The sequence below is a fragment of the Thermodesulfobacterium hydrogeniphilum genome (assembly GCF_000746255.1).
Lineage (GTDB): Bacteria > Desulfobacterota > Thermodesulfobacteria > Thermodesulfobacteriales > Thermodesulfobacteriaceae > Thermodesulfobacterium > Thermodesulfobacterium hydrogeniphilum.
In genome coordinates this window covers 18,792-42,796 of sequence record NZ_JQKW01000012.1, presented here as the reverse complement: position 1 = coordinate 42,796, position 24,005 = coordinate 18,792, and the positions used below count along the sequence as shown (strand labels likewise).

The 24,005-nt window shown below is 30.3% G+C and carries 26 protein-coding genes and 1 tRNA gene; 11 read left to right on the top strand and 16 right to left on the bottom strand.

All coding sequences use genetic code 11. The features are described 5' to 3' along the window. Positions 1-70 precede the first annotated feature (70 nt). The gene (locus tag CC87_RS09435; RefSeq protein ID WP_156955600.1) at positions 71-334 is read left to right on the top strand and encodes a DUF488 family protein; all 264 of its coding nucleotides are present in this window, start codon (positions 71-73) and stop codon (positions 332-334) included. Here CC87_RS09435 and purF read toward each other — a convergent pair. Genes purF through CC87_RS07070 form a run of 4 tightly spaced genes read right to left on the bottom strand, consistent with a single transcriptional unit; the run spans position 263 to position 5,256 of the window. Continuing rightward, complete coding sequence (gene purF / locus CC87_RS07085; RefSeq protein ID WP_038057593.1) at positions 263-1,639, bottom strand: amidophosphoribosyltransferase; 1,377 nt, start codon at positions 1,637-1,639, stop codon at positions 263-265. The genes CC87_RS09435 and purF overlap by 72 nt on opposite strands. Positions 1,640-1,650: 11 nt before the next feature. Then, positions 1,651-3,039: a TldD/PmbA family protein gene (locus CC87_RS07080; RefSeq protein ID WP_038057591.1), complete on the bottom strand. Its 1,389-nt coding sequence runs from the start codon at positions 3,037-3,039 to the stop codon at positions 1,651-1,653. A 28-nt stretch (positions 3,040-3,067) separates the two neighbouring features. After that, positions 3,068-4,039, bottom strand: a complete 972-nt coding sequence (locus tag CC87_RS07075; protein WP_038057589.1) for a PfkB family carbohydrate kinase — start codon at positions 4,037-4,039, stop codon at positions 3,068-3,070. Then, positions 4,021-5,256, bottom strand: coding sequence for a sensor domain-containing diguanylate cyclase (locus CC87_RS07070; RefSeq protein WP_051920725.1), 1,236 nt, complete (start codon positions 5,254-5,256; stop codon positions 4,021-4,023). The genes CC87_RS07075 and CC87_RS07070 overlap by 19 nt, the downstream gene beginning before the upstream one ends. 208 nt (positions 5,257-5,464) lie before the next feature. Between CC87_RS07070 and CC87_RS07065 the strand changes: the two genes are divergently transcribed. Next, complete coding sequence (locus tag CC87_RS07065) at positions 5,465-7,105, top strand: 2-isopropylmalate synthase (RefSeq protein WP_038057587.1); 1,641 nt, start codon at positions 5,465-5,467, stop codon at positions 7,103-7,105. 28 nt (positions 7,106-7,133) lie between these two features. Here CC87_RS07065 and CC87_RS07060 read toward each other — a convergent pair whose 3' ends face one another. Continuing rightward, positions 7,134-7,898, bottom strand: a complete 765-nt coding sequence (locus CC87_RS07060; protein WP_038057585.1) for a tetratricopeptide repeat protein — start codon at positions 7,896-7,898, stop codon at positions 7,134-7,136. A 3-nt stretch (positions 7,899-7,901) separates the two neighbouring features. Then, positions 7,902-8,288 (bottom strand): secondary thiamine-phosphate synthase enzyme YjbQ, encoded by a 387-nt coding sequence (locus tag CC87_RS07055; RefSeq protein ID WP_038057583.1) that lies wholly within the window; start codon positions 8,286-8,288, stop codon positions 7,902-7,904. A gap of 43 nt (positions 8,289-8,331) precedes the next feature. Between CC87_RS07055 and CC87_RS07050 the strand changes: the two genes are divergently transcribed. The 4 genes from CC87_RS07050 to rimO are packed head-to-tail and all read left to right on the top strand — an operon-like array spanning position 8,332 to position 11,688. Beyond that, on the top strand, positions 8,332-9,183 hold the full coding sequence (locus CC87_RS07050) for a L,D-transpeptidase family protein (protein WP_038057581.1): 852 nt from the start codon (positions 8,332-8,334) through the stop codon (positions 9,181-9,183). Positions 9,184-9,192: 9 nt separating this feature from the next. Then, complete coding sequence (panC, locus tag CC87_RS07045; RefSeq protein ID WP_038057579.1) at positions 9,193-10,038, top strand: pantoate--beta-alanine ligase; 846 nt, start codon at positions 9,193-9,195, stop codon at positions 10,036-10,038. 17 nt (positions 10,039-10,055) lie between these two features. Next, the gene (gene panD / locus CC87_RS07040) at positions 10,056-10,421 is read left to right on the top strand and encodes an aspartate 1-decarboxylase (RefSeq protein ID WP_038057578.1); all 366 of its coding nucleotides are present in this window, start codon (positions 10,056-10,058) and stop codon (positions 10,419-10,421) included. 1 nt (position 10,422) lies between these two features. Next, positions 10,423-11,688 carry a 30S ribosomal protein S12 methylthiotransferase RimO gene (gene rimO / locus CC87_RS07035; protein ID WP_038057577.1) on the top strand — a complete coding sequence of 422 codons (1,266 nt, stop codon included), beginning with the start codon at positions 10,423-10,425 and terminating at the stop codon, positions 11,686-11,688. Here the strand turns inward: rimO and hslU are convergent. Further along, entirely contained in the window at positions 11,678-13,006 is a 1,329-nt protein-coding gene (hslU, locus tag CC87_RS07030; protein WP_038057576.1) for an ATP-dependent protease ATPase subunit HslU, read from the bottom strand. The genes rimO and hslU overlap by 11 nt on opposite strands. Continuing rightward, complete coding sequence (gene hslV, locus CC87_RS07025) at positions 13,003-13,530, bottom strand: ATP-dependent protease subunit HslV (protein ID WP_038057575.1); 528 nt, start codon at positions 13,528-13,530, stop codon at positions 13,003-13,005. The genes hslU and hslV overlap by 4 nt, the downstream gene beginning before the upstream one ends. Positions 13,531-13,637: 107 nt before the next feature. Here hslV and CC87_RS07020 point away from each other — a divergent pair, with 107 nt between their 5' ends. From CC87_RS07020 to tmk, 4 genes are all read left to right on the top strand, one after another. After that, positions 13,638-15,068 carry an RtcB family protein gene (locus CC87_RS07020; protein ID WP_038057574.1) on the top strand — a complete coding sequence of 477 codons (1,431 nt, stop codon included), beginning with the start codon at positions 13,638-13,640 and terminating at the stop codon, positions 15,066-15,068. A gap of 83 nt (positions 15,069-15,151) precedes the next feature. Then, positions 15,152-15,505 carry an alanine-zipper protein gene (locus tag CC87_RS07015; RefSeq protein WP_038057573.1) on the top strand — a complete coding sequence of 118 codons (354 nt, stop codon included), beginning with the start codon at positions 15,152-15,154 and terminating at the stop codon, positions 15,503-15,505. A gap of 3 nt (positions 15,506-15,508) precedes the next feature. Next, positions 15,509-16,114 (top strand): Smr/MutS family protein, encoded by a 606-nt coding sequence (locus CC87_RS08760; protein ID WP_051920723.1) that lies wholly within the window; start codon positions 15,509-15,511, stop codon positions 16,112-16,114. Next, the gene (tmk, locus tag CC87_RS08755; RefSeq protein WP_051920720.1) at positions 16,114-17,283 is read left to right on the top strand and encodes a dTMP kinase; all 1,170 of its coding nucleotides are present in this window, start codon (positions 16,114-16,116) and stop codon (positions 17,281-17,283) included. Before CC87_RS08760 ends, tmk begins: the two co-directional genes overlap by 1 nt. Here the strand turns inward: tmk and CC87_RS07000 are convergent. Then, positions 17,251-18,237, bottom strand: a complete 987-nt coding sequence (locus tag CC87_RS07000; RefSeq protein WP_038057572.1) for a KpsF/GutQ family sugar-phosphate isomerase — start codon at positions 18,235-18,237, stop codon at positions 17,251-17,253. The two genes, tmk and CC87_RS07000, sit on opposite strands and share 33 nt — an antisense overlap. 12 nt (positions 18,238-18,249) lie before the next feature. After that, positions 18,250-18,633: a hypothetical protein gene (locus CC87_RS06995; protein ID WP_156955596.1), complete on the bottom strand. Its 384-nt coding sequence runs from the start codon at positions 18,631-18,633 to the stop codon at positions 18,250-18,252. A gap of 165 nt (positions 18,634-18,798) precedes the next feature. On the opposite strand from CC87_RS06995, the gene CC87_RS06990 reads away from it, so the two are divergent. Further along, positions 18,799-18,885 (top strand) — tRNA-Leu (locus CC87_RS06990). A 5-nt stretch (positions 18,886-18,890) separates the two neighbouring features. On the opposite strand, the gene CC87_RS06985 is transcribed toward CC87_RS06990, so the two are convergent. From CC87_RS06985 to secG, 6 genes are read right to left on the bottom strand one after another with little or no spacing between them, the layout of a single operon-like run. Next, positions 18,891-19,718 carry an ABC transporter permease gene (locus CC87_RS06985; RefSeq protein WP_038057570.1) on the bottom strand — a complete coding sequence of 276 codons (828 nt, stop codon included), beginning with the start codon at positions 19,716-19,718 and terminating at the stop codon, positions 18,891-18,893. After that, entirely contained in the window at positions 19,715-20,701 is a 987-nt protein-coding gene (locus CC87_RS06980; protein ID WP_038057568.1) for an ABC transporter permease, read from the bottom strand. The genes CC87_RS06985 and CC87_RS06980 overlap by 4 nt, the downstream gene beginning before the upstream one ends. Next, positions 20,698-21,399 (bottom strand): tRNA (adenosine(37)-N6)-threonylcarbamoyltransferase complex dimerization subunit type 1 TsaB, encoded by a 702-nt coding sequence (gene tsaB, locus CC87_RS06975; protein WP_038057566.1) that lies wholly within the window; start codon positions 21,397-21,399, stop codon positions 20,698-20,700. Before tsaB ends, CC87_RS06980 begins: the two co-directional genes overlap by 4 nt. Next, entirely contained in the window at positions 21,384-22,463 is a 1,080-nt protein-coding gene (rseP, locus tag CC87_RS06970) for an RIP metalloprotease RseP (protein WP_038057564.1), read from the bottom strand. Before rseP ends, tsaB begins: the two co-directional genes overlap by 16 nt. Continuing rightward, positions 22,460-23,629, bottom strand: a complete 1,170-nt coding sequence (gene dxr, locus CC87_RS06965; protein WP_038057562.1) for a 1-deoxy-D-xylulose-5-phosphate reductoisomerase — start codon at positions 23,627-23,629, stop codon at positions 22,460-22,462. The genes rseP and dxr overlap by 4 nt, the downstream gene beginning before the upstream one ends. Before the next feature lie 6 nt (positions 23,630-23,635). Next, the gene (gene secG, locus CC87_RS08750) at positions 23,636-23,998 is read right to left on the bottom strand and encodes a preprotein translocase subunit SecG (protein WP_051920718.1); all 363 of its coding nucleotides are present in this window, start codon (positions 23,996-23,998) and stop codon (positions 23,636-23,638) included. Positions 23,999-24,005: the final 7 nt, after the last annotated feature.

Here is a 24,005-nt window from a genome sequence, read left to right as displayed (position 1 = left end):
AAGCTAAAGATTTGGATTTCTTTATAAAAGAACTTATTTCTGGAGAGCTTATCAAAAATTATAGAAAAAAATAACATGGAATAAATACGAGAAAAATTTTAATAAAGAATTACAAATTAATTTTGATGAAACGTGCCTTTTGTGTAGTAAAGATAATCCAGACCGTTGCCATAGACGTTTAATAGCTGAATTTCTTAAAAAAATTTTTCTTAACAAATCTCTCTATCGGACGGGTTATAAAGCCCTTGGTGTTAAATCAGCATTACACCTCAGCAATGTTTTTTCTAAAGCTAAAATCTACCTCTACTGGATATTCTCCTGTAAAGCAGGCTAAACACACTTTATTCCTTAAATCTCCTATTGCATCAAGAAGTCCTTCAATACTTAAATAATAAAGTGTATTTATATCCAGATATTTTCTGATTTCTTCTACAGAATGTTTAGCCGCAATAAGCTCTGAAGAAGAAGGAAAATCTATACCAAAGAAACAGGGGAATTTAAGAGGTGGACAGGAAAGAAGAAAATGAATTTTCTTAGCACCAGCTTCTTTTATACTTTTAAGTCTATTTCTGCTGGTAGTGCCTCTTACTAAAGAATCATCTATAACAATAACTTCTTTTCCCTTAATAATTTCTTTAACAGGATTAAGCTTCATTTTTACTGAAATATCTCTTAATCTTTGAGAAGGTTGAATAAAAGTTCTTCCTACATAGTGATTCCTTATCATACAAAGTTCTAAAGGTAACCCACTTGCTTGAGAATAACCTATAGCCGCGTAATTTCCAGAATCTGGGAAAGGCATAACAAAATCTGCTTCCAAAGGACATTCTTTATAAAGATTTTTTCCTAAATTTTTGCGAACAGGATATACACTTTTTTGAAAAATATAGCTATCAGGTCTTGCAAAATAGATAAACTCAAAAATACAGAAGCTTTTATTAATTTTTTCCTTTTTAAAGGGATAATAAGAAGTCAGACCATCTTTATTTATTACTAAAATTTCTCCTGGTTCAATATCTCTTAAATACTGAACTCCAATGAGATCAAAAGCACAGGTTTCAGAAGCCAGCACATAGCCTCCATTGAGCATACCCAAAGCCAAAGGTCTAAATCCCCATGGATCTCTAAAAGCTATTAATATATCATCATATAGAAGAAGAACAGAATAAGCACCTTTTATTTGCTTCATGGTTTCTGCAATAGCTTCAACTAATCCTTTTTTGAGATTTCTAACTATAAGATGAACAATTACCTCACTATCCATAGTAGTCTGAAAAATATGCCCTTCTTCTTCCAAATTACAGCGGATAGAATAAGCATTAACCAGATTTCCATTATGAACAATAGCCATAGTTTTTTTAGCAAAATTAATACAAAAAGGCTGAACATTTTGAAGAATAGCAGACCCAGTAGTAGAGTATCTAACATGTCCTATAGCAATTTCTCCAGGGAGATTTTTTAAAATTTCCTCATTAAAAACTTCGTTTACTAAACCTATATTTTTCCATTCTTTAATTTTTTTCCCATTATAAACTGCTATACCTGCACTTTCTTGACCCCTATGCTGTAAAGAATAAAGTCCAAAGTAAGTATAATTAGCAGCTTCTTTTACTCCAAAAATTCCAAAAAGTCCACACATTTTACTCCTCCTTAACTTTCTAAGACTCCACCTACTGTAATTTCAGGTATTCTAAGAGTGGGTTGGGCATCTGAAACTGGAACCCCTTGTCCATCTTTTCCACATATACCAGGCTCAAAATGCAGGTCATTTCCTACCATATCAATTATTTCTAAAACCTTTGGACCATTACCTACTAAAGTAGCTCCTTTTATAGGATAGGCTATTTCTCCTTTATCTATATAATATCCCTCTCTAACCTCAAAAACAAAATCTCCTGTTAAAGGATTAACCTCTCCTCCTCCCATTTTTTTAACCAGAAGACCTTTATCTATACTTTTTAAAATATCTTCTGGTTTACAAAAACCTCTATCTATATAAGTATTACCCATTCTTGGGAGGGGAATATACCTATAACTTTGCCTTCTTCCATGTCCATTAGATTTTTTTCCATACTTAAGAGAAAAAAACTTATCATAAAGAAAATTTTTAAGAATTCCTTTTTCTATTAAAACTACAGGTTGAGAAGGTATTCCTTCATCATCATATTTATAATATCCATATAAAGTTTCCAAAGTAGCATCATCAATTACTGTGATAAGCTCACTTGCTACTTTTTCTCCTATTTTCCCAGAATATACAGATAATCCTTCTTCAGCATGATCTGCTTCTAATCCATGACCTACAGCCTCATGAATCATAGTTCCTCCTGCTTCACCTGAAAGAATAACAGGCATAACCCCTGCAGGAGCTTTTTTAGCTGAAAGCATTTTAAGGGCAAGCTCACTTGCTTTTTCAGAAAGATTTAAAAACTCGGGAAGTTCTTTGGCTTTTTCAAAAGCTAAGGTTCTTCCAGCTACTTCATAACCTCTCTCCAATCTTCCCTCTTTTTCTGCAACTACTATTACTCCAACTCTAAAATAAGGTCTTATTTCTTCTACCCATGTTTCCTCTGAATTTAAAATTATTATCTCTTTTTTTATCTCTGTTAAACCAATTTTATAATGTTTAATTTCTTTTAAATTTTTTATTCTTTTTTTTAAATTTTCTAAAAAATTAATCCTTGATTTTAAAATTTCAGAAATTTTAAAAAATGTAGAAACCTCAGAAATTTTTATAGATTTTGTTTGAAAAAATGTATTTTCTAAAGCTGTCTTTTTAATAACTCCTTTAGCAAGATCCTCTAAATAGGTTTCATCAAAATTATTTGAAAAAGAAAAGATATTTTGAAAATCCGATGTGATTTTCCTTAAAGCTATCCCTTTCTCTTCTCCCCAATTTATCTCATCTATTCTCTCTGGTTCCAAAACCAAACGTAAAGTTTGAGTATATTCTAAATAAATATCTGAAAATAAAGAATCCTCAGAAAGGATTTTTAATAACTTTTCTAAATTTTTAGGAAGTTCTTTTTTTAAGTCCATAAATTATTAATCCAGAATTAAGTTAATCTTATTTTAACAAATTTATATAATTTTGAAACTCCTTTTGATTTAAGCAACCCTTTCTTCCATAATCTCTAAGACTTAAAGCTGCTGAATACAGTCCTAATTTTAGAACTTTTTCATCTTCCAATCTCATTTTTATACCTGCCAAAATACCAGCATTAAAATAATCTCCTGCACCTGTATTATCTATAATTTTTTCTACTTTATATACAGGTAATTTTAAACTTTTATTTTTAGAGTAAAAAGCTGCTCCTTTTTTTCCTTTTTTTAAAAAAATTTTTTCTATACCCAGTTCATATAAGTTATCTAAGGAAATCCTTAGTTTTTGAAGTTCATATTCAGTTATAAATAAATACTGAGTGGCTTTTAGCCATGGAATTAAAAAATCTTTACCAAGATTAACATAAATTTCTCCAGGATCAAAAGAAATCCTTAGATTATATTTATTTAAAATAATTTTTTGAAATTTTTGTCCGGCTTTACTTGCAAAAGAAGAAAAATGAAAAAAACTTTTTATAGGTCTTTTTGGAATATTATCTAATAAAAATTTTTCGCTGTTTCCGGGACTTACTGCTATAAATCTATCTTTGTTTTTATCAAGTAAAATAAGAGCAAGACTTGTTTCCCCTTTTTTTAAAATATTTTCTGTATTTAAATTTACTTTTTCAAATTCTTCTAAAATATTTTTACCAAAATTATCCTCTCCTACAGCTCCTATGAAAGCTGTTTTAAACCCCCATAAAGACAAGGCATAAATAGTATTAGCAGAAGATCCTCCTCCACAGGCAAAAAGAAATTTTCCATTTTTTTCTAAAAAATCTAAGAATTTTAAAAACTGATCTCTCTCAAGAGATGTTTCTCTTCCAGGAATAATATCAATATCTTGGAACTTTATAGTTTGAAGATCTTCCACTTCAAAAAAAATATCCCAATTTAAAGCACCGCATCCAATAAAATCTAAATTTCCTCTTGACATTCTTTGGTCCAACAAACTCGGTTTCTACCCTCGGATTTAGCTTTATAAAGCATGGCATCAACTCTATCTATCAATGTTTCTATATCATCTTCTTCGCAATACCCTGCTACACCAAAACTAACAGTAATATGTTCTACTATTGGAAATTTATAAAGCTCGATTCTTTCTCTCAAATCTTCTGCCAGGTGAATAGCTTGATGAATAAAAGTATCAGGTAAAAGAATTATAAATTCTTCTCCACCCCAACGAGCAAAAATATCTGTTTTTCTAATTCTCTGTTTTACCATGTCTACCAGTGTTTTTAAAATTAAGTCTCCTACATTATGTCCAAATTTATCATTTACAGATTTGAAATGATCAATATCAAACATTATTAAAGAAAATTTACTCTTTTTTCTCTCCACCTTATCTATTTCTTCTTTTAATCTTTCTATAAAATAGCGTCGATTATAAATATGTGTTAGAGGATCAGTGATAGAAAGATGATATAATTCTTTTTCCTTAGATAAATCACGATAAACGCAATATAACAATTTTTTACCTTGATAAATAATAGGAGTTAAAGAAACTTCTACATAAAAATCTTCTCCTGTTTTTTTACGATGAATCCACTCAAATCTGTTATATCCCTTTTCAAAAGCTATACGGATCATCTCATTGGCTTTTTCATAGGAATCTCTTCCATCAAATTGAACAGGTGGACTGAGTTCTGAAGGATGAGGTCTTTTTTGTAGTAATTCTTCTCTGGAATTATACCCAAACAATTTAGCTGTACTATCATTAGATTCTATTATGGTATAAAATTCATCAATTAATAAAATAGGATCTTCTGATTTATACATTATATCTTTAAATCTTTTTTCACTTATCTCCAGTTCTTTTAAAAGATTTTTTTGTTCGGTAACATCTTTCAGAACAATCAAAATGTATATTTCACTATTTAGTTTGTTTAATTTTTTACAAAAAATCTCTATATATTTATTCTTTCCATCTTTCTCTATGATTTTAGATTCAGAAAGAATTTCATTCACATCTTTGTAATTTTTATACAATTGTACCCAAAAAGGATCTTTTCCCCATATTTTATTTTTTTGTAAATCCAACAATTTTTTAGCTTTTGTGTTATAAAACACAATTTCTCCAGATTCATTGAAAATAACAATAGCATCCCTAAGAGAATTTAAAGCAACTTCCAATAGTTTTTCTTTTTTTATCATAATTTTAATTTTAACTGATTTTGTGAAAAAATTCAAATATTAATTTTTATTAGCTTATTTTTATATATATTTTATACATTTTATATCTTTTATTTTTAGTAAAATTTAAAAAAATCTTATTAAGAAAATTTCAGAAAAATTTAAAGATTGGCAAAAATTAAAAATAGGATAAAATTTTTTAAAAGCTTGAAAAAAAGGAGGTAAAAAATTGAATCCTAAAATAGTATTTTTTGATACCACCTTAAGAGATGGAGAACAATCTCCAGGAGTTTCCTTAGATTTAAAACAAAAAGTGGAAATTGGTAAAGCTTTGGTTGAACTTGGAATAGATGTTATTGAGGCTGGTTTTCCTGTAACCTCTCCTGGTGATTTTGAAGCAGTAAAAACCTTGGCTAAGAAAGTAAAAGGAGCAACTATAGCTGCTTTAGCAAGGGCTAATAAAAAGGATATAGAGGTAGCTTATGAAGCCTTAAAAGAAGCTGAATCTCCAAGAATTCATACCTTTATTGCAACTTCAGATATTCATTTAACCTATAAATTGAAAAAAAATAGAGAACAGGTATTAGAGCTCGCCAGAGAAGCTGTGAAATATGCTTGTTCTCTTTGTCCTGATGTGGAATTTTCAGCAGAAGATGCTACCCGTAGTGATTGGGAATATTTAACTCAGGTAGTCTTAGAAGCTGTTAAAGCTGGAGCAAGAACTATCAATATTCCTGACACTGTAGGTTATACTGTTCCTCAAGAATATTATGATTTAATAAAATTTCTTATTGATAAATTAATAGAAGCTGGATACGAAGAAGATTTAAAAGCTGGCAATTTGCGTCTCTCAGTTCATTGCCATAATGATTTAGGATTAGCAGTTGCTAATTCTCTTTCTGCAATTTTAGCAGGTGCAACTCAAATTGAAGGAACTATTAATGGAATAGGAGAAAGAGCTGGAAATGCAGCTTTGGAAGAAATTATAATGACTCTTAAAACCAGAAAGGATTTTTTTGAAAAAAAACTGGGTTATCCTTTACAAGTAGATATAAATACCAGAAAAATAGTTCCTATCAGCCAATTAGTTTCTAAATATACTGGTATGATTGTTCAGCCAAATAAAGCTATAGTTGGAGCTAATGCCTTTGCTCATGAATCAGGAATTCATCAACATGGAGTTATTTGTGAAAGAACAACTTATGAAATAATTGATCCAGCAGAGGTGGGTTGGACAGGTTCTGCTATTGTTCTCGGTAAACACTCTGGAAGACATGCTATTGGTTTTAAATTAAAAAGTAGAGGATGGCAGTTTGATGATCAGGTTTTAAATTTAGTTTTTGAAAAATTTAGAACAGAAATTAAAGATGTGCTTAAGAAAATAGATGAAGAGTATGTTGAGGGAATCCTTCTTGATATATTCTTAGAAAAAAAATATAGATATTATTTAATTTCTTCTCAAGTTATCAGTGTATGTAGTGGATCTTTAAAACCCATAGCTCAAGTTGAAATAGAGGATAAAAAAGAAGGTAAAAAAGTTTCTGTAGGTTTAGGAGTTGGACCTATAGATGCAGCTTACAAAGCTACTGCAGAAGCTTTAGGTTATACTTTTAAAAAAGATACTAATAAGAAACATCTTAAGCTAATTGAGTTTAACATAAGTGCACTTACTGGTGGAACCTCAGCAGAGGGCGTATGTGGAGTTATTATTGAAAATGAAAAAGGTTTTAGAACAGCAGGACTTGGAAGAGATGGAGATATTGTAATTGCAAGCATTAAAGCCTTTTTAAAGGCCTTGAATCGCTTGGAAGCTTTTGAAGAAAAAGGAGAATATTTAAAAAATCAAATCTTATCTTTAAGAGAAAAATAACATAAAAGGAAACTTTAAAAGCTTCCTTTTATGAATTAGAAGACATTTTTTCTAAAAAATAGATCTTTTCTGTAGCTTTATTAGCCCATTCAGATTCTGGAGCTAAATAAATTATAGATTGCCAGATCTCTTTAGCAAATTCAGAATTACCTTCTCTAAAGTAAATTTCTCCTAAATAATATCTTGCCTCCCCAGAAATTTTATCTAATTTTAAAGACTGTTTAAAATAAAATTTAGCTGATTTTAAATCCCCCTCCTTAAAATAAATGAGTCCTAAATAGTTTAAAACTCTTGGATAACGAGGATTTTCTCTCATAGCATCTAAAAGAACATTAATAGCTTTCTTTTTTTCACCTAATTGATAATAAGCCCATCCTAAGTTAGTTTTAGCAATATAAGCATTTGTATAATATGGGTTTTGTAAGGCTTTTTTAAAATATTTTATGGCTTCTATGTATCTTTTTTGAAGCATCATCAATGAACCTAAATTATTATAAGCTTCTGAAAAATTAGGATCTAACCTTATAGCTTCTTTTAAATTTTCTTCAGCTTTATTAAATTCATATTTTCCCATGTAAACTACACCAAGAAGATTATATATTTCTGGATCACATTTATCAGTCTGTTTAGCTAATTTTAATTCTTCCAAAGCTTCTGTATATTTATTCTCTTGAATATAGATCTCAGCTATTTCTTTGTGAGATTTTGTTTTTTCTATATTGTATCTTTTTTCTGAAGCACAACTATACAGAAAAAAGCTTATTAATAAATACACTAAAATTTTGTATCTCATAATTTATCCTTTAATAAATTTTACATAAACCTTTCTTGTTCTGGGACCATCATATTCTGCAAAGAAGATCTTTTGCCAAGTTCCTAAAACAGGTTTTCCTTTTTCAACAATTAATACTATTGAAGGGCCTGTAAGACTTGATTTTACATGTCCTGGGGAATTTCCTTCTAAGTGCTGATAATCCAGATTTTCAGGGGCTATTAAATCAAACACTTTTAAAATATCATATTTGACTGCAGGATCAGCTCCTTCATTTACTATTATACCAGCTGTAGTATGTGGCACATAAATTATACAAATACCATCTTCTGGAGGAAGAACCTTAGCAACTTCCTGAGTAATATCTATAAGTTCTGTTTTTTTATTTGTTTTTATTGTAATTACTTCCATACAGATTTATAATATAAAATTTAATCTAAAAGTCAAGGTAAAAATGAAAAAAATAATTTTTTTGATTATAATTTTAAAAATTTCAATCTGCCGGGCTGGAGATTTTCTTTTAATTGATAAAGCTGAAAAAATTTTAAAAATTTATAAAAACAATCAATTAATAGCCTCTTATAAAGTAGGTATGGGTCTTGAAAGTCTGCTTCCCAAAGAAAAAAGAGGAGACTTTTTAACTCCTGAAGGGATTTATAAAATTATTAAAATAAGACCTTCCAAACAATATAAATACTTTTTAGCTCTTAATTATCCCAATCTAAATGATCTTTCTCTGGCTTATTATAAAGGAATTTTTAATAAAGAAACTTTTTCTAATTTATTAGATAAATTAAGAAAAAACAAAATTTTAAATACATCTCTTGGAAATGGAATAGGAATCCATGGTGGAGGAGCTTATCGTTTAGAAAAAAGAAATTCTTATATTTATAAAAATTATAACTGGACAAAAGGATGCATAGCTTTAAATAATAAAGATCTGTTAAAACTTTTAAATCAGATTTACATAAAAGAAAAAGTTATTATTATAAATTCTAAAAAATCTTTATTTGAAATTTTAAAAAAATTAGCTTATCCTGTTAAAATAAAACCTTTGGAATTTTGGCAAGGTGAGTTATATTTAAAGTTGAATAATTTTACCTTTATTAATTTTTATATAACTGAGTATTATAAAGGAATAAAATATCTTACTGTTGAAACTTGGTATAAAGGTTATTTAATAGAACGTTTGAAAACTAATGGTTTGGGGAAATTTAAAAATATACAGAAAGAAAAAAAATTAAAAAAATTGTTATTAGAAAATTTGGCAAATATATTAAATCCTTATAAAAATTTGGAATTTTAGATAAGGCTTATGGAATTAATTAAAACTATATCTCAAATGAAAAAAATTAGCAGTAAATGGAAAAAAGAGGGGCAAAAAATTGCTTTTGTTCCTACCATGGGTTTTTTACATGAGGGGCATTTAGCACTTGTCAGAAAAGCAAGAGAATTGGGAGATAAATTAGTAGTTAGTATTTTTGTTAATCCTTTACAATTTGGACCAAAAGAGGATTTTAGAGATTATCCCAGAGATTTGGAAAGAGATCTTTCTCTTCTGGAAAAAGAAGAAACAGATGTTGTTTTTGCTCCTTCAGCTGAAGAAATGTATTCACCAGATTTTCAAACCTATGTTGAGGTTACCAAATTAACTCAAAATTTATGCGGAGCTTTTAGACCAGGACATTTCAAAGGAGTTACTACTGTAGTTTTAAAACTTTTTAATATTGTTAAACCTGATATAGCAATTTTTGGAGAAAAGGATTATCAACAACTTCAGGTTATAAAACAAATGGTGAAAGATCTAAATTTAGATGTAGAAATAGTGGGACATCCTACGGTAAGAGAAAAAGATGGTCTTGCTATGAGTTCCAGAAATACTTATCTTTCCTCATTGGAAAGAAATTCTGCTCTGTGTCTTTATAAAGCTTTATTATTGGCTGAAAAATTAGTAAAAGAGGGAGAAAAAAATCCACAAAAAATAAAAAAGCAATTAGAAAATTTTATCCATGGTTTCCCTTTTACTAAAGTTCAGTATATTGAATTAGTAGATCCTCAAACCTTGGAGCCTGTAAAAATAATTGATAAACCTGTTCTTTGTGCCTTAGCAGTATATGTTGGAAAAGCAAGACTAATAGATAATAAAATAATAAACCCTTAAAGGGGGTTAAAGAAGATATGTATATTAAATTATTAAAAAGCAAGGTGCATCTGGCTAATATTACTGATAAAAATCTTTTTTATGAAGGTAGTTTAACCTTGGATAAAGAAATTATGGCAAAAGCCAATTTAAAGCCTTTTGAAGCTGTTTGGATTTATAATGTAAATAATGGAGAGCGATTTGAAACTTATCTTATAGAGGGTAAAAAAGGAGAAGTCATTCTTAATGGAGCAGCTGCAAGAAAAGGAGAAATAGGTGATAAAATCATTATTGTGGCTTTCTCCTGGGTTTTAGAAGAAGAGTTAAAAAACTTTCAGACTACTCTGGTTTATTTAAATGAATCTAATGAAATCAAAGAAATAAAATCTATTTCTTATTCTTAATATGCCTAAAATTTATCCTGTTAGCTTGGGTTGTCCCAAAAATAAAGTAGACTTTGAAAAACTTCTTTATATTTTAGGACAAAAAAATTATAAAATAGTGCTTGATCCAGAAGAAGCAGATATTATCTGGATCAATACCTGTGCTTTTATCAGACCAGCAGTTGAAGAGGCTTTAGATCATATTTTTGAACTGGGAGAAATTAAAAAAGAAAATCAAAAACTAATAGTTTCTGGCTGTTTAACTGCAAGATATGGTAAAGAAACTTTAAAAAAATTACTTCCAGAGGTAGATGAATTTTATGGTATAGAGCCTTATCAAAAATTTACTGAAAAGGAACCTCTAAATAGAATTCTTACAGAAAGTCCTTTTTATGCCTATTTAAAAATTGCAGAAGGATGCAATAGGAAATGTTCTTATTGCACCATTCCCAAAATTAGAGGAGCTTTCAGAAGTAAACCGGTGGATTTACTTATAAAAGAAACAGAAAATCTTTTAAAAAAAGGTATAAAAGAACTTATTTTGGTCGCTCAGGATATAACTTCTTATGGTAAAGATTTGGGAGAAAAAAAAGGACTTTTAAAATTAATAGACAAAATATCAAATTTACCCTATGATTTTAGAATCAGATTACTTTATTTATATCCTTCTGGAATAAATAAAAAGTTTATAAAAGATATTTTAGCCAATCCTAAGGTAGTTCCTTATTTTGATTTACCTATTCAACATGCCCATCCTGATATTTTAAAAAAAATGAAAAGACCTTCTAATTCAGACTATATAAAAGAAATTATCAGTTATATAAGAGATATTAATCCTTTTTCAGCTATAAGAACTACTGTAATTGTAGGATTTCCAGGAGAAGGAGAAAAAGAATTTGAGTTTTTATATGAGTTCTTGAAAGAAATTGAATTTGATCATTTAGGAGTTTTTATTTTTTATGCAGAAGAAGGAACACCTGCAGAAAAAATGTTTCCTAAGGTTCCTTACAAAGAGAAAATAAAGCGTAGAAAAATAATTATGAAACTTCAAAAAGAAATTTCCAAGAAAAGATTACAAAGAAGAAAAGGACAGGAAGAAGAGGTTCTGGTTTTGGGAGAAGATATAAAAGGAAGACTTTTTGGCATAGCTAAAATTCAAGCTCCTGAAATAGATGGAATTTCTTACATAGAGAATTCTAAAACTTATAAAGTATATCCTGGAGATTTGATTAAGACTAAAATTAAAAAAACAGGAGTTTATGATCTTTATGTAAAGCCTATAAAATAAATTTTACAATTTCTTCATCAGAAACAATATTTTCCAATCTTTCTCTTACATATTCAGATGTAATAACAATTTTAGTTGGAGCGATATCAGGTGCTTCAAAAGAGATATCTTCTAAGACTTTTTCAACTACAGTATAGAGCCTTCTTGCTCCTATATTTTCCATTCTTTGATTTATCTCAAAAGCAATTTGAGCCAGTTCTTCTATAGCTTCTGGGGTGAACTCAAGAGTAATGCTTTCTGTAGCTAAAAGTGCTTGATATTGTTTAATAATAGCATTTTCTGGCTCTGTAAGAATTTTAACAAAATCTTCCTTAGTTAAAGGATCAAGCTCCACTCTGATAGGAAATCTTCCTTGAAGTTCTGGGATAAGATCAGAAGGTTTAGCAATATGAAAAGCTCCGCTTCCTATAAAGAGAATATAATCTGTTTTTACCATACCATAACGAGTATTAACAGTAGTTCCTTCTACAATAGGAAGAAGATCCCTCTGCACTCCTTCTCTGGAAACATCAGGTCCGTGAGCATCGACTCTACTGGCAATTTTATCTATCTCATCAATAAATATAATTCCGCTTGTCTCTGTTCTATGAATAGCTTCTTTTATAACTTTATCCATATCTATAAGTTTAGAAGCTTCTTCCTTGGTTAAAATTTCCAGAGCTTCTTTTACTTTTACTCTTTTTCTTTTAGTTTTAAATGGAAGAAAGGTGGATAACATATCTCTGAGTTGCATTTCAATTTCTTCTAATCCTGAAGCAGCAAGAATCTCTATAGTAGGGGGCTTTTGACTGGCTTCTATCTCTATTTCTATATATCTTTCATCTAATTTACCTTCTCTAAGCATTTTTAAAAATTTTTCTTTGGTCAAAGGATCATATTCAACTTTAGAAGAAGTAGCAGGAATAAGAAGATCAACTATTCTCTCTTCTGCAATTTGCCTTGCTTTTTCTAAAACTTTTTTTTCTTCCTCCTCTCTCACCATTTGAACCGCAATATGAACCAAATCTCTTATCATGGATTCTACATCTCTACCTACATAACCTACTTCTGTAAATTTAGTAGCTTCAACTTTTAGAAAAGGGGAATTAGAAAGTTTAGCCAATCTTCTTGCAATTTCAGTTTTACCAACCCCAGTAGGACCTATCATCAAGATATTTTTAGGATAAATTTCTTCTTTTAAAGGACCTTTTAATTGCTGTCTTCTCCAGCGATTTCTCATAGCAATAGCTACAGCCTTTTTAGCTTTAGCCTGTCCTACAATATAACGATCAAGTTCCTTTACGATCTCTCTTGGAGTTAATTCTTTATTAATACTCATAGCTCCTCTACAATAATTTCAGAATTGGTATAAATACAGATTTCTCCAGCGATTTTAATAGCATTTTCTGCAATTTCTTTAGCAGAAAGATTGGAAAATCTGAGCATAGCTTTGGCAGCTGCTAAAGCCATAGGACCACCAGATCCAATAGCTATTACCTCTTCATCAGGTTCTACTACATCTCCAGCACCAGAAATAAGTAAAATATGATTTTTATCACAAGCAATAAGAAAAGCTTCCAAGCGTCTAAGGATTTTATCTGTTCTCCAGTCCTTAGCAAGTTCTACTGCAGCTCTAAGAAGTTGACCACTATAGGTTTCTAATTTTTTTTCCAGTCTTTCAAAAAGAGTGAGAGCATCTGCTGTAGAACCTGCAAAACCCACTAAAACTTGGCCTTTATAAAGCCTTCTAATTTTCCTCGCTTTATGTTTTAAAACAGTATTTCCCAAAGTAACCTGACCATCACCTGCCATAGCAATTTTATTATCCTTTTTAACAGCTATAACTGTGGTTCCTTTAAACATATTACAATTTATACCACAAAATAAGAAATAAAAAAGCCCTTGATTTTAAGAAATAAATTTTTAACATAATAAAATTAGAAAAAATTTAAAAAACAGGAGAAAATTCTATGGAATTAAAAAAATTAAAAAAAATTTCTGATTATGAATGGAAAATTCCGCAAAAAGGAGATATGAGGGTTCCTGGTTTAATTTTTGCCAGTAAAAAATTAATAGAGGAAATGGATGAGAAAGTTTATGAGCAGGTGAGTAATGTTGCCAGTCTTCCAGGTATTGTAAAAGCTTCCATTGCTATGCCTGATGCTCATTGGGGATATGGATTCCCTATAGGAGGAGTAGCAGCTTTTGATCCGGATGCAGGAGGCATAATTTCTGTAGGTGGAGTGGGTTATGATATTTCCTGTGGTGTAAGAACTTTAACCACACCTTTAATAAAAGAAGAAGTAAAACCCCTTTTAGAAAAACTGGTAAAAGAACTGTTTGAAACTGTTCCTACAGGAGTAGGATCTGAAGGGGAGATAAAGCTTTCTCCTTCTAAGTTAGATGAAGTTTTGGTGGGAGGAGCTAAATGGGCTGTAGAAAAGGGATATGGAGAATGGGAAGATTTAGAGTATATTGAAGAAAAGGGCTGTATGCCTGGAGGTGATCCTGATTATGTCTCAATGGAAGCTAAAAAAAGACAATATAGACAGGTGGGAACTCTTGGTTCAGGAAACCACTATTTAGAAATTCAATATGTAGCAGAAATATATGATAAAGATGTGGCTGAAGCTTTTGGTCTTTTTGAAAATCAGGTAGTAGTAACTTTTCACTGTGGATCTCGTGCCCTCGGGCATCAAATTGCTACAGATTATTTACCAGTTTTAGCTAAAGCAGCTAAAAAATATGGTATTCCTATTAAAGAAAAAGAATTAGTTTGTGCTCCTATTAATTCCCCAGAGGGACAAAAATATTTCAAAGCTATGATATGCGGGATTAATTGTGCTTTGGCTAACAGACAGGTTATAACTCATTTAGTAAGATTGGTATTTAAAAAATTCTTTCCAAGAATTCATTTAAAAGTTCTTTATGATGTAAGTCATAACACTTGCAAAGTTGAAGAGCATGAAGTAAATGGGAAAATTTTAAAACTTTATGTGCATAGAAAAGGAGCTACCAGAGCCTGGGGACCAGGAAGAAAAAAGTTGCCAATAGCCTATAGAAAAGTTGGTCAACCTGTGATTATAGGTGGATCTATGGGAACAGCTTCTTATATTTTAGTAGGGACTAAGGAATGTGAAAAAAAGTCTTTTGGTTCGGCTTGTCATGGAGCAGGAAGAACACTAAGCAGACATCAGGCTCTAAAGTCCTTTAGAGCTAATAAAATAATAGAAGACCTGAGAAAAAGGGGAATAATTATAATGGGGAAGTCCAAAAGAGGATTAGCAGAAGAAGCTCCTGAAGCCTATAAAGATATAAATGAGGTAATAGAATCTTCCTGTAAAGCAGGGTTGACTAAAAAGGTAGCTAAACTTCTTCCAATGGGTTGTATAAAGGGTTAAAAATTTTAAAATTAGGTTTAAAATTTTTAAAAATGATATAATAATATGTAATATTGCTTAATAATATAAAAGGGAGGTGTGTTATGAAAAGATTATTATTAAAATTAGCAGGGATTAGCGTAGCAGGGCTATTGGCTTTTGGTTGCACCTGTCCGGTTAAAGCTCCTGAAAAAACTGCTCCTAAATGGGCAACTGTTGATGATGTTACAAAAGTTCAGAATGAAATCAATGCCTTAAAAGCAGAAGTGGAGGCTTTGAAAACCCAATTAAATCAATGTAAAATAGATAAAAGTGAAGCTATGGAAGCTTCTCAACAGGCTATGGAGGCTTCTCAAAGAGCTATAGAAGCTGCTAATAAAGCAGAGGAAGCTGCTCAAAAAGCCGAAGCAGCTGCTGAAAAATGTGAAAGAATCTTTGAGAAAGGGTTAAAAAAATAAAAAATGTATCGTCCTTTTGAAAAATTAAGGGGATACTTAAGTATCCCCTTAAATTCTTTTAAAAAGAAAGAGTTTGGTTTTTCTGAAAAGCCAAGAGTATGCAAAGAAAGAGATTGGTTAGAAGTAATTGAAAAATCTCAGCCTTTGAAAGAAAAAAATTTCTTCTGGAGGTTTACTCCAAAAAAAGCTTTTTGGCAAAAAAGAAAAGATTGGCCTCCAGAAAAAATAGAAGTTAAAGTTTGGTTAACCTCTGAATATATAGAAGGCAAGGCTTCTGGTATAAGCAGGCAAATTATAAAAAACCTGAGAGAAGGAAAATTTTCAGTCCAGAGAACCCTTAATCTTAGAGGTATGTTTGTAGATGAAGCCAAATTTGCTTTTGAAGAGTTTATGAAAAGAGCTATTTTAAATGGAGATAAATGTGTTCTTATTATTCATGGACGAGGTCTTTCTTCAAAAAAAGAACCAGTTTTAAAAAACAAAGTAAAAGAATGGCTTGAAAAAGGTCCTTTTAGAAAATACATTTTAGCTTATTGCTCAGCCAGACCTTGTGATGGTGGTATGGGAGCAACTTATGTTCTTTTATCCTCTAAACCTATCAAAAGATAATGTTTCTTAATAGCCCTCGGACAAAATTTTTAATAACTGGGTTACCAGGAGTTGGTAAAACCACTCTTACTGAGTTTTTGTATAACTTCTTAAAAAACCATAAAATACCCTTTAATTTTTATGGATTTATTACTCTGGAAATTAGAAAAAAAGAAAAGAGACAAGGTTTTAAAATAAAACTTCTTGATTCCAAAAAGGAATACCTTTTAGCTAAAAAGAAAAATCTTTTGAATCCTTCAGAATTTAAAAATAAACCCTGTGTAGGAAAATATGTAGTCTTTTTAAATGATCTTGAAAATATAATAAGTGATTTTTTTGAAAAATTAAAAGATCCTAAAAGTTTTTTTATTATTGATGAGATTGGAAAAATGGAAGCTTTTTCTAATAAATTCTGTAAATTTATAGAAAGTTTACTAAATTCTCAAAATTATTTAATAGCAACTGTAGGTCTTGCAGATCACCCATTTCTTAAAAAGGTTAGAAACTATGAACCAGTTTTTTTATGCAAACTAACCAAAGAAAATAGAAATTTGCTCAAAGAACGGCTAAAACTTGAATTTGTTAGAAAAGGGAAACTTATTGTAATAGAGGGAATAGACGGAGCAGGTAAAACAACATTTAGCAAAGCTTTAGCTAAAATTTTAAAAGAAAAAGGTATAGATTGTATTTTATCAGCAGAGCCTACTTTTGGACCTTATGGTAAAAAACTCAGAGAATTATTGAAAAATGGGAACATTTCAGTTTCAGAAATTAATGAGTATTTTTTAAAAGATCGCAAATGGCATGTGGAAAATATTTTAATTCCTGCTTTAAATAAAGGTAAATGGATTATTCTTGATAGATATTACCTTTCTACTATAGCCTATCAAGGTGCACAAGGGCTATCTTTAAAAGATTTAATAATAGAAAATGAAACCATAGCGCCTCTTCCAGATTTAATAGTATTTTTGGACCTGCCTTTAGATTTGGCTTTTGAAAGAATAAACAATCGTAAAGAAGAGCTCAGTATTTTTGAAAGAAAAGAGTTTTTAGAAAAGGTCTCCAAAATTTATAAAGCCTATTTACCATGGTTCAGTCATGTAGTTCTTAAAGCAGAGTTGTCTATTGAGGAAAATTTGAATAAATTGCTAAGTTATTTAGACAGTAAATTTAAAGGTTCCTTTTCCTAAAATGTCATGTAAATGAAGAATTCCTACTAATTTATTATCAAAATTTACTACAGGAAGAACCGTGATAAGATGTTTTTCCATCAATTCTAAAGCTTCTGAAGCCAAACGGTTTTCCTCTATTATTTTGGGATTTTGAGTCATTACCTCTTCCACTTTTAAATCATCAATTTTTTGAAACTTTAACAGAATTCTTCTTAAATCTCCATCAGTAATTATTCCTGATAGATTTCCATAATTATTAACAATTAAAACACACCCCAATTTTTTTCTATCAATTTCTATAATAGCATCTTTTAAAAAAGTGCCTTCCTGAACCACAGGTATTTTATCATCTTTAAGCATAATTTCTTTAACTTTTACCTTTAATCTTTCTCCCAAGGATCCACCAGGATGATTTCTTCTGAAATCTTCAGATCCCAGACCTTTCAATTCAAAAAGACAAATAGCTAAAGCATCTCCTAAAGCAAGGGCTGCTGTGGTGCTTGTAGTAGGAGCAAGATTAAAAGGACAAGCTTCCTTAGGAATTTTAGAATTAATCACTATATCTGAAAGCTTAGCCAGATTACTTTCTAAATTTCCTGTTAATCCTATGATTTTTATGTTTCTTTTCTTTAAGATAGCAACAATTTCGCATACCTCCAGGGTATTCCCTGAATAGGAAATAGCAAGAACCACATCATCAGGAATAACCATTCCAAGATCACCATGTAAAGCCTCTACTGGATGCAGAAAAAAAGATGGAGTTCCTGTAGAAGAAAGAGTAGCAGAAATTTTTCTACCAATAAGCCCGCTTTTACCAACCCCTGTAACTACAACTCTGCCTTTAGTATTTAAAATTAATCTTACTGCTTTTACAAAAGAATTATCTAAATTTTTTATTATCTCTTCCAGACCCTCTTTTTCTGTGTTCAAAATCTCTTTAGCTCTGTTTAAAATTTCCTGATCTTTAAGCATAATTTTAGATTATTAATGTAAAATAAAAGAATTAGGAAATATTTCTGAAATATTAAGAGATTTATCCTGGTCCTGATCTATAAGAAAGGTCAAAACCTCTAAGGTTTTGTTAATCAGATCTGTAATCAATTCTTCTCTAACAAGGATTTCTGCTAATTTTTGTTCTGCCCATTCCAGTTCATTTAAAGGTAGGTCCTTACGAGGTAAATATTTATAAATTTGATAAAAAACTTTCCTTGCATTAATTCTCTCTTTTATATTAACCAAAATCTCTTCTGGATCAAAGGGATTTTTTTTTGTAATAAGGCCTTTAAAATATTTTAAATCTTCCTCTTGAAAATTCCAAAAGGAATCAATCCAATCTTTAAGACTGACAATTTTATCCATTTCTTCCATATTTTTTGAATGTAAACCAATTATAAAAAAAATCAAGCCTTTTATGTTTGATGTGGTTACAATTTTAAAATGTTACATTCAAAGGAGAAAGATTTTATGTTTATTAAATAATTGATTTTATAAAATCTTGACAAAGTATAAAATAATAATATATTATTATGTAACGCCGAGGTGGCGGAATTGGTAGACGCGCTGGCTTGAGGGGCTAGTGGACGTAAGTCCGTGCGGGTTCGAGTCCCGCCCTCGGCACCATATTTTTATTTCTCTTTCTTTGGATTTAAGATATCTTGTAAAGTCTCTCCTAAAAGAGTAAAAGCTAAAACTGTTATAAGTATAGCTAAACCTGGAAAAACAGAAAGCCACCAAGCCACTTCTAAGGTCTCCTTCCCTTCAATTAACATGTTTCCCCAAGACGGAGTAGGAGGTTGCACCCCTATTCCAAGAAAAGAAAGAGCAGATTCAATTAAAATAGCCTGTCCCAAACCTAAAGAAGCAGAAACCAAGATAGGGGGTAAAGCATTAGGAAGAAGATGTTTAAAAATTATCCTAAAAGAACTTGCTCCATAAACCTTAGCTATCTGAACAAAATCCCTTTCTTTAAGAGATAAAATCTCAGCCCTAACTAAACGAGCAACACCCATCCAGCTGGTTGATCCAATAACTATCATAATAGTTAAAATAGATGGCTCTAAATAAGCAATAATAGCTAAAATTAAGAAAATAGTAGGGAAACAAAGCATTATATCAATAAACCTACAAATAATTTGATCTACTATACCACCAAAATAACCTGCTAATGCACCTAAAAATACTCCTATACTCACAGAAATCCCTACTGCTACTATACTAACCTCTAAGGAAATTCTTGAAGCATAAATCATTCTACTAAAAACATCCCTTCCAAGTAAGTCTGTTCCCAGAAGATGTTTTAAAGATGGAGGTTGTAAAATTTCATTTACATTAATCCCAAAGGGATCATAGGGTGCTATATAAGGTGCAAAAATAGCTAAAATAGCAAGAATTGTAATAATACATAAGGAAATAAGTCCTATTTTATGATTTAAAAGTTCTTTTAAAATTTTCATTTTTTATGATTTAGTCTAATTCGTGGATCAGCTAAGGCATAGCCAAGATCTGCTAAAAAATTTCCTAAGAGTGTAAGAAGAGATATCAAAAATAAATTTGCCATAATAACAGGATAATCTCTTGCCATAACAGCCTGCCACATAAGTTGTCCCACTCCGGGAATTCCAAAAATACTTTCAAAAATTACACTCCCTCCAATAAGACCTGGTAATGATAGACCTAAGATAGTAATAAGAGGTAAAAGAGCATTTCTCAAAGCATGTTTGTAAATTACCACTTTCTCAGGTAATCCCTTAGCTCTGGCAAAAAGTATAAAATCAGCTTTTAAAACCTCTACCATAGAGTTTCGCACATATCTTAAAACACCAGCCAATCCCCCAAAAGTAGCTACAAATAAAGGACAAATTAAATGTTTTGTCCAGTCCCAAATTTTTTGCAAGGTCGTCATTTCTTCATAACCTATTGTAGAATGAAGACCTGAAACAGGAAGCCAGTGTAATTTTACTCCAAAAATCATCATTAATATTATAGCTAACCAAAAACTTGGCATAGCATAGCCTATAAAGGTAACTACAGTAACAGCCTTGTCAAAAATACTTTCGGCTTTCACAGCTGAATAAACTCCCAGGGGTATAGCTATTAAAAGTATTAATACTAAGGAAATAACATTTATAAAAATAGTAATGGGAAGTCTTTCTTTAATTTTATCCCAAACAGGTCTTTGATCTAAAGAAAAGGATCTGCCAAAATCCAGTTTTATTATCCCTTTCAACCAATTCCAGTATTGGATATAAAGAGGTTTATCTAATCCATACATTTTTACAAGTTTTTCTCTATACTCAGGGCTTATTTTAGGATTAAATTCTGTAAGAGGACTTAAAGGTCCTCCAGGAGCTAAATGAATAATAGAAAAACTAATAACAGTCATTCCAAAAAGAGTAATTAAAAAACTGAAAAAACGCTTCAATAAAAATGAAATCATGCTATTTTAAGTCCTTTTTTTCTTTCTGCTTCAGAGGATTTCAAATAAAAAGGTAACAGAGTCTCAGCATCTTTAAATTCTACTTTGTTTTGTTTTATTTTCAAATAAGCCAATTTAGCTACCAATTCAGCACTTATATTAACGGGAATTTCAGGCTTAATATAAAAATTTTTTAATTCCTTTTTAAAAAACTCATCCCAGATTTCTAAAGTTTCACTTAAAAATAGAGCAGGCTCATTTATATAATTAGAGATTTCTTTTAAAGAGATGCAACAAGGAGCTAATTTAGTATTAAGTTTGAAATCCTCCCATTGATAAATAGCTAAAAAAACTTCTTTGCTATAAGCATTTACTAAACTAACAAGGGGTAAAGAGTGATTAATAAAATTAGTGGCTAATATTTCTAAACTACATAAAGGAATTACAGGCTTAGGATAAACCAAATTTAATCCCTTTAAAACTGAAAGTCCTATTCTTAGACCTGTAAAACTACCAGGACCAACATCTATAGCATAATAATCAACCTCTTCTAAAGAAAAATTTAAAACCTCTGTAATAAAAGTTAGAGTTTTAAAAATAACTTTAGAATAGGATTCTTGAGAGGATAAAGAGACGCTGCTTAGAAGCCTTTCTTTAAATAGAGCTATACCTCCAGTTTTACCAGAGGTTTCTATGGCAAGAATTAAGGGAGCTTCCATCCGCTAAGTAATCTAATAATATCATTATAAAAAACAGCTATACTTAAAGCAATAATAAAAATTAAACCTATTTTAAAAATAATCTCCTGAGTTTTTAAAGATAGAGGTTCTTTTCTTATGGCTTCTATACCAAGAAGAACCAAATGTCCTCCATCCAGCATGGGAATAGGTAAAATATTAATAATACCCAAATTGATAGAGAGTAAAGCTGTGAAAGAGAGTAAAGGATAAAACCCTAATCTGGCTGTATCCCCTGCTATTTTACCAATAGTAATTGGTCCTCCAAGAGTAGAAAAAGGAAGTTGCCCTGTAAACAATTTAAAAATAGCTATAAAAGTTAAAGATGTTATCTCCCATACCTTTTGTAAAGCCCAAACAAAAGCTTTTATAAAATTGTATTTTTTATGAATAATTTCCTGGCTTGCCTTTATCCCTAAAAAGGGAATCTTTGTCTTTTTACCAAAAATGTTGTAACCTTCTTTATATTCTGGCTTGATATAAAGATCTAAAATTTTATTACCTCTTTTTATTTTCAATTGAACTGTATTTACTTTATTATTGGTTCTTAAATATAAAACAATTTCTTCAAAAGATTTGACTTTTTTCCCATTTACTTCTATAATCTCATCTCCTTTCTGAATACCAGCTCTTTTGGCAGGAGATTTTGGCAGGACCTCTCCTACTTTTGCTGGAATTATAGAAGACCCTGCTACGGCAAATAAAAACCAAAAAATAAAAATTGGTAAAACAAAATTAGCTAAAGGTCCTGCTATTACAATAACAGCTTTTTGCCAGGGTTTTTTAAAAGCATAGGCTTTTTCTTTTATTCCAGAAATTATTGCTTCAGGATGTTCTCCATATAGTTTTACATATCCTCCTAAGGGAACCAAGGAAATTCTATACTCTGTTTCTCCAATAGTAAAGCCTATTAAACGAGGGCCAAAACCTAAAGAAAAAATTTCAACTTTTACTCCCATTAATTTAGCAGCTAAAAAATGCCCAAATTCATGTATAAAAATAAGTATTCCTATTACAGCAAGAGCTACCGAAACAGTTGTTATCATTTTGTTTGTCCTCTAATAAGATCTTGAGTAAAGTTGCATATTTCTTTATGTATTTCTAAAATTTTGAAAATATCTAATGCTTCAAAATTCATAGAAGGTATTTTAAACTCCTTTAGAGTTTTTTCAATAAAATAGGGAATTTTATCAAAAGATATTTTTTTATTAAGAAATGCTTCTACTATTACTTCATCAGCTGCTTCCAAAATTAAAGGATAAAGCCCTCCTAAATTTCCAACCTCATAAGCTAACTTTAAACAAGGAAATTTTTCAAAATCCGGCTTTTCAAAAATTAGGTTTCCAATTTCAGCTAAATTTATATTTTTAACCGGAAGTTCTATTCTTTCAGGATAATTTAAAGCATAGGAAATAGCTATTTTCATATCAGGATAACTTAAGTGCATTAAAAAGCTTCCATCAATAAGTTCAATTAAACCATGAACCAAACTTTGAGGATGTATTAAAACTTCTATTTTTTCTAAAGGGAAATCAAACAAAACTTTGGCTTCTAAAACCTCAAAGCCTTTATTCATAAGAGTAGCAGAATCAACAGAGATTTTAGCTCCCATTTTCCAATTAGGATGAGAAACTGCTTCTTCAGGAGTGATCTCGGAAAACTTTTTCAAAGGTGTTTTATAAAAAGGACCTCCTGAAGCTGTAAGAATTAACTTCTTAATGTTCTTTCTTTTTTCCTTTTGCAATAGCTGAAAAAGAGAAGAGTGTTCACTATCTACAGGTATAAGCTCTGTATTGTATTCTCTGGCTATTTTTTTTAAAAATTCCCCTGCTACTATAAGACTTTCTTTATTAGCAATAGCTACTCTTTTTCCACTCTGCAAAGAATAATAAGTAGGAATTAAAGCCTTTATTCCTGAAATTCCTATAACAAAAATATCAGCTTCTTTTAAAGTTGCTAATATTTTAAGCCCTTCATCTCCATAATAAATTTCAGCTTTGTATTTTAAGGATTTTTTTAAATTTACAGCATCTTTTTCTTTTTCTACTGCTAAATAGGGAACTTTAAACTCTTCAGCAAGTTTTTTTAATGCCTTTATTTGTGATTTACAAGAAATAGCTAAAATTTTAAATTTTTCTGGATAAGTTTTAATAATATTTATAGTAGAACTACCTATGGAACCAGTGGCACCAAATATAACAACTTTTTTCATTCCAAATTACTTTTTAGAAGTATTTTCTGAAGGATTAACTTCTTTTTTAGGAGGAACTGGGATAGTCTCAGGAGGTGTGGGAATTTCTGATCGAGTTTTTACTTTGGTAGTTGCTTGAGGAATTTTAAACATAACAGACTTGTTTTTTTCTGTAATAAGTTTGGTAAGTAAAAGAGAATTTAAAAAAAACAAAACAATCAAAATCATGGTAACTTTATTTAAAAAACTTGTGGGACCCGCTCCTCCAAAAATGGTCTCAGCTCCTCTAAAAACTGCTCCATATTCAGAACCTTTTGTTACATTCACTAATACAATAAGCACTATTAATATAGATAAAATTATCTGAAAAATTAACAAAAATCCTTCCATAATTCCT

Bases quoted from the DNA above. Each gene is read 5' to 3' on its own strand.
- hslU (WP_038057576.1), bottom strand. From the start codon at position 13,006: ATGAGTATTAATAAAGAATTAACTCCAAGAGAGATCGTAAAGGAACTT.
- rimO (WP_038057577.1), top strand. From the start codon at position 10,423: ATGCCTAAAATTTATCCTGTTAGCTTGGGTTGTCCCAAAAATAAAGTA.
- CC87_RS07060 (WP_038057585.1), bottom strand. From the start codon at position 7,898: ATGAGATACAAAATTTTAGTGTATTTATTAATAAGCTTTTTTCTGTAT.
- CC87_RS08760 (WP_051920723.1), top strand. From the start codon at position 15,509: ATGTATCGTCCTTTTGAAAAATTAAGGGGATACTTAAGTATCCCCTTA.
- panC (WP_038057579.1), top strand. From the start codon at position 9,193: ATGGAATTAATTAAAACTATATCTCAAATGAAAAAAATTAGCAGTAAA.
- purF (WP_038057593.1), bottom strand. From the start codon at position 1,639: ATGTGTGGACTTTTTGGAATTTTTGGAGTAAAAGAAGCTGCTAATTAT.
- dxr (WP_038057562.1), bottom strand. From the start codon at position 23,629: ATGAAAAAAGTTGTTATATTTGGTGCCACTGGTTCCATAGGTAGTTCT.
- CC87_RS06980 (WP_038057568.1), bottom strand. From the start codon at position 20,701: ATGATTTCATTTTTATTGAAGCGTTTTTTCAGTTTTTTAATTACTCTT.
- CC87_RS06985 (WP_038057570.1), bottom strand. From the start codon at position 19,718: ATGAAAATTTTAAAAGAACTTTTAAATCATAAAATAGGACTTATTTCC.
- CC87_RS07055 (WP_038057583.1), bottom strand. From the start codon at position 8,288: ATGGAAGTAATTACAATAAAAACAAATAAAAAAACAGAACTTATAGAT.
- secG (WP_051920718.1), bottom strand. From the start codon at position 23,998: ATGGAAGGATTTTTGTTAATTTTTCAGATAATTTTATCTATATTAATA.
- CC87_RS07075 (WP_038057589.1), bottom strand. From the start codon at position 4,039: ATGTCAAGAGGAAATTTAGATTTTATTGGATGCGGTGCTTTAAATTGG.
- CC87_RS07015 (WP_038057573.1), top strand. From the start codon at position 15,152: ATGAAAAGATTATTATTAAAATTAGCAGGGATTAGCGTAGCAGGGCTA.
- tmk (WP_051920720.1), top strand. From the start codon at position 16,114: ATGTTTCTTAATAGCCCTCGGACAAAATTTTTAATAACTGGGTTACCA.
- CC87_RS07000 (WP_038057572.1), bottom strand. From the start codon at position 18,237: ATGCTTAAAGATCAGGAAATTTTAAACAGAGCTAAAGAGATTTTGAAC.
- rseP (WP_038057564.1), bottom strand. From the start codon at position 22,463: ATGATAACAACTGTTTCGGTAGCTCTTGCTGTAATAGGAATACTTATT.
- CC87_RS07070 (WP_051920725.1), bottom strand. From the start codon at position 5,256: ATGATAAAAAAAGAAAAACTATTGGAAGTTGCTTTAAATTCTCTTAGG.
- panD (WP_038057578.1), top strand. From the start codon at position 10,056: ATGTATATTAAATTATTAAAAAGCAAGGTGCATCTGGCTAATATTACT.
- hslV (WP_038057575.1), bottom strand. From the start codon at position 13,530: ATGTTTAAAGGAACCACAGTTATAGCTGTTAAAAAGGATAATAAAATT.
- CC87_RS07080 (WP_038057591.1), bottom strand. From the start codon at position 3,039: ATGGACTTAAAAAAAGAACTTCCTAAAAATTTAGAAAAGTTATTAAAA.
- CC87_RS07020 (WP_038057574.1), top strand. From the start codon at position 13,638: ATGGAATTAAAAAAATTAAAAAAAATTTCTGATTATGAATGGAAAATT.
- tsaB (WP_038057566.1), bottom strand. From the start codon at position 21,399: ATGGAAGCTCCCTTAATTCTTGCCATAGAAACCTCTGGTAAAACTGGA.
- CC87_RS06995 (WP_156955596.1), bottom strand. From the start codon at position 18,633: ATGGAAGAAATGGATAAAATTGTCAGTCTTAAAGATTGGATTGATTCC.
- CC87_RS07050 (WP_038057581.1), top strand. From the start codon at position 8,332: ATGAAAAAAATAATTTTTTTGATTATAATTTTAAAAATTTCAATCTGC.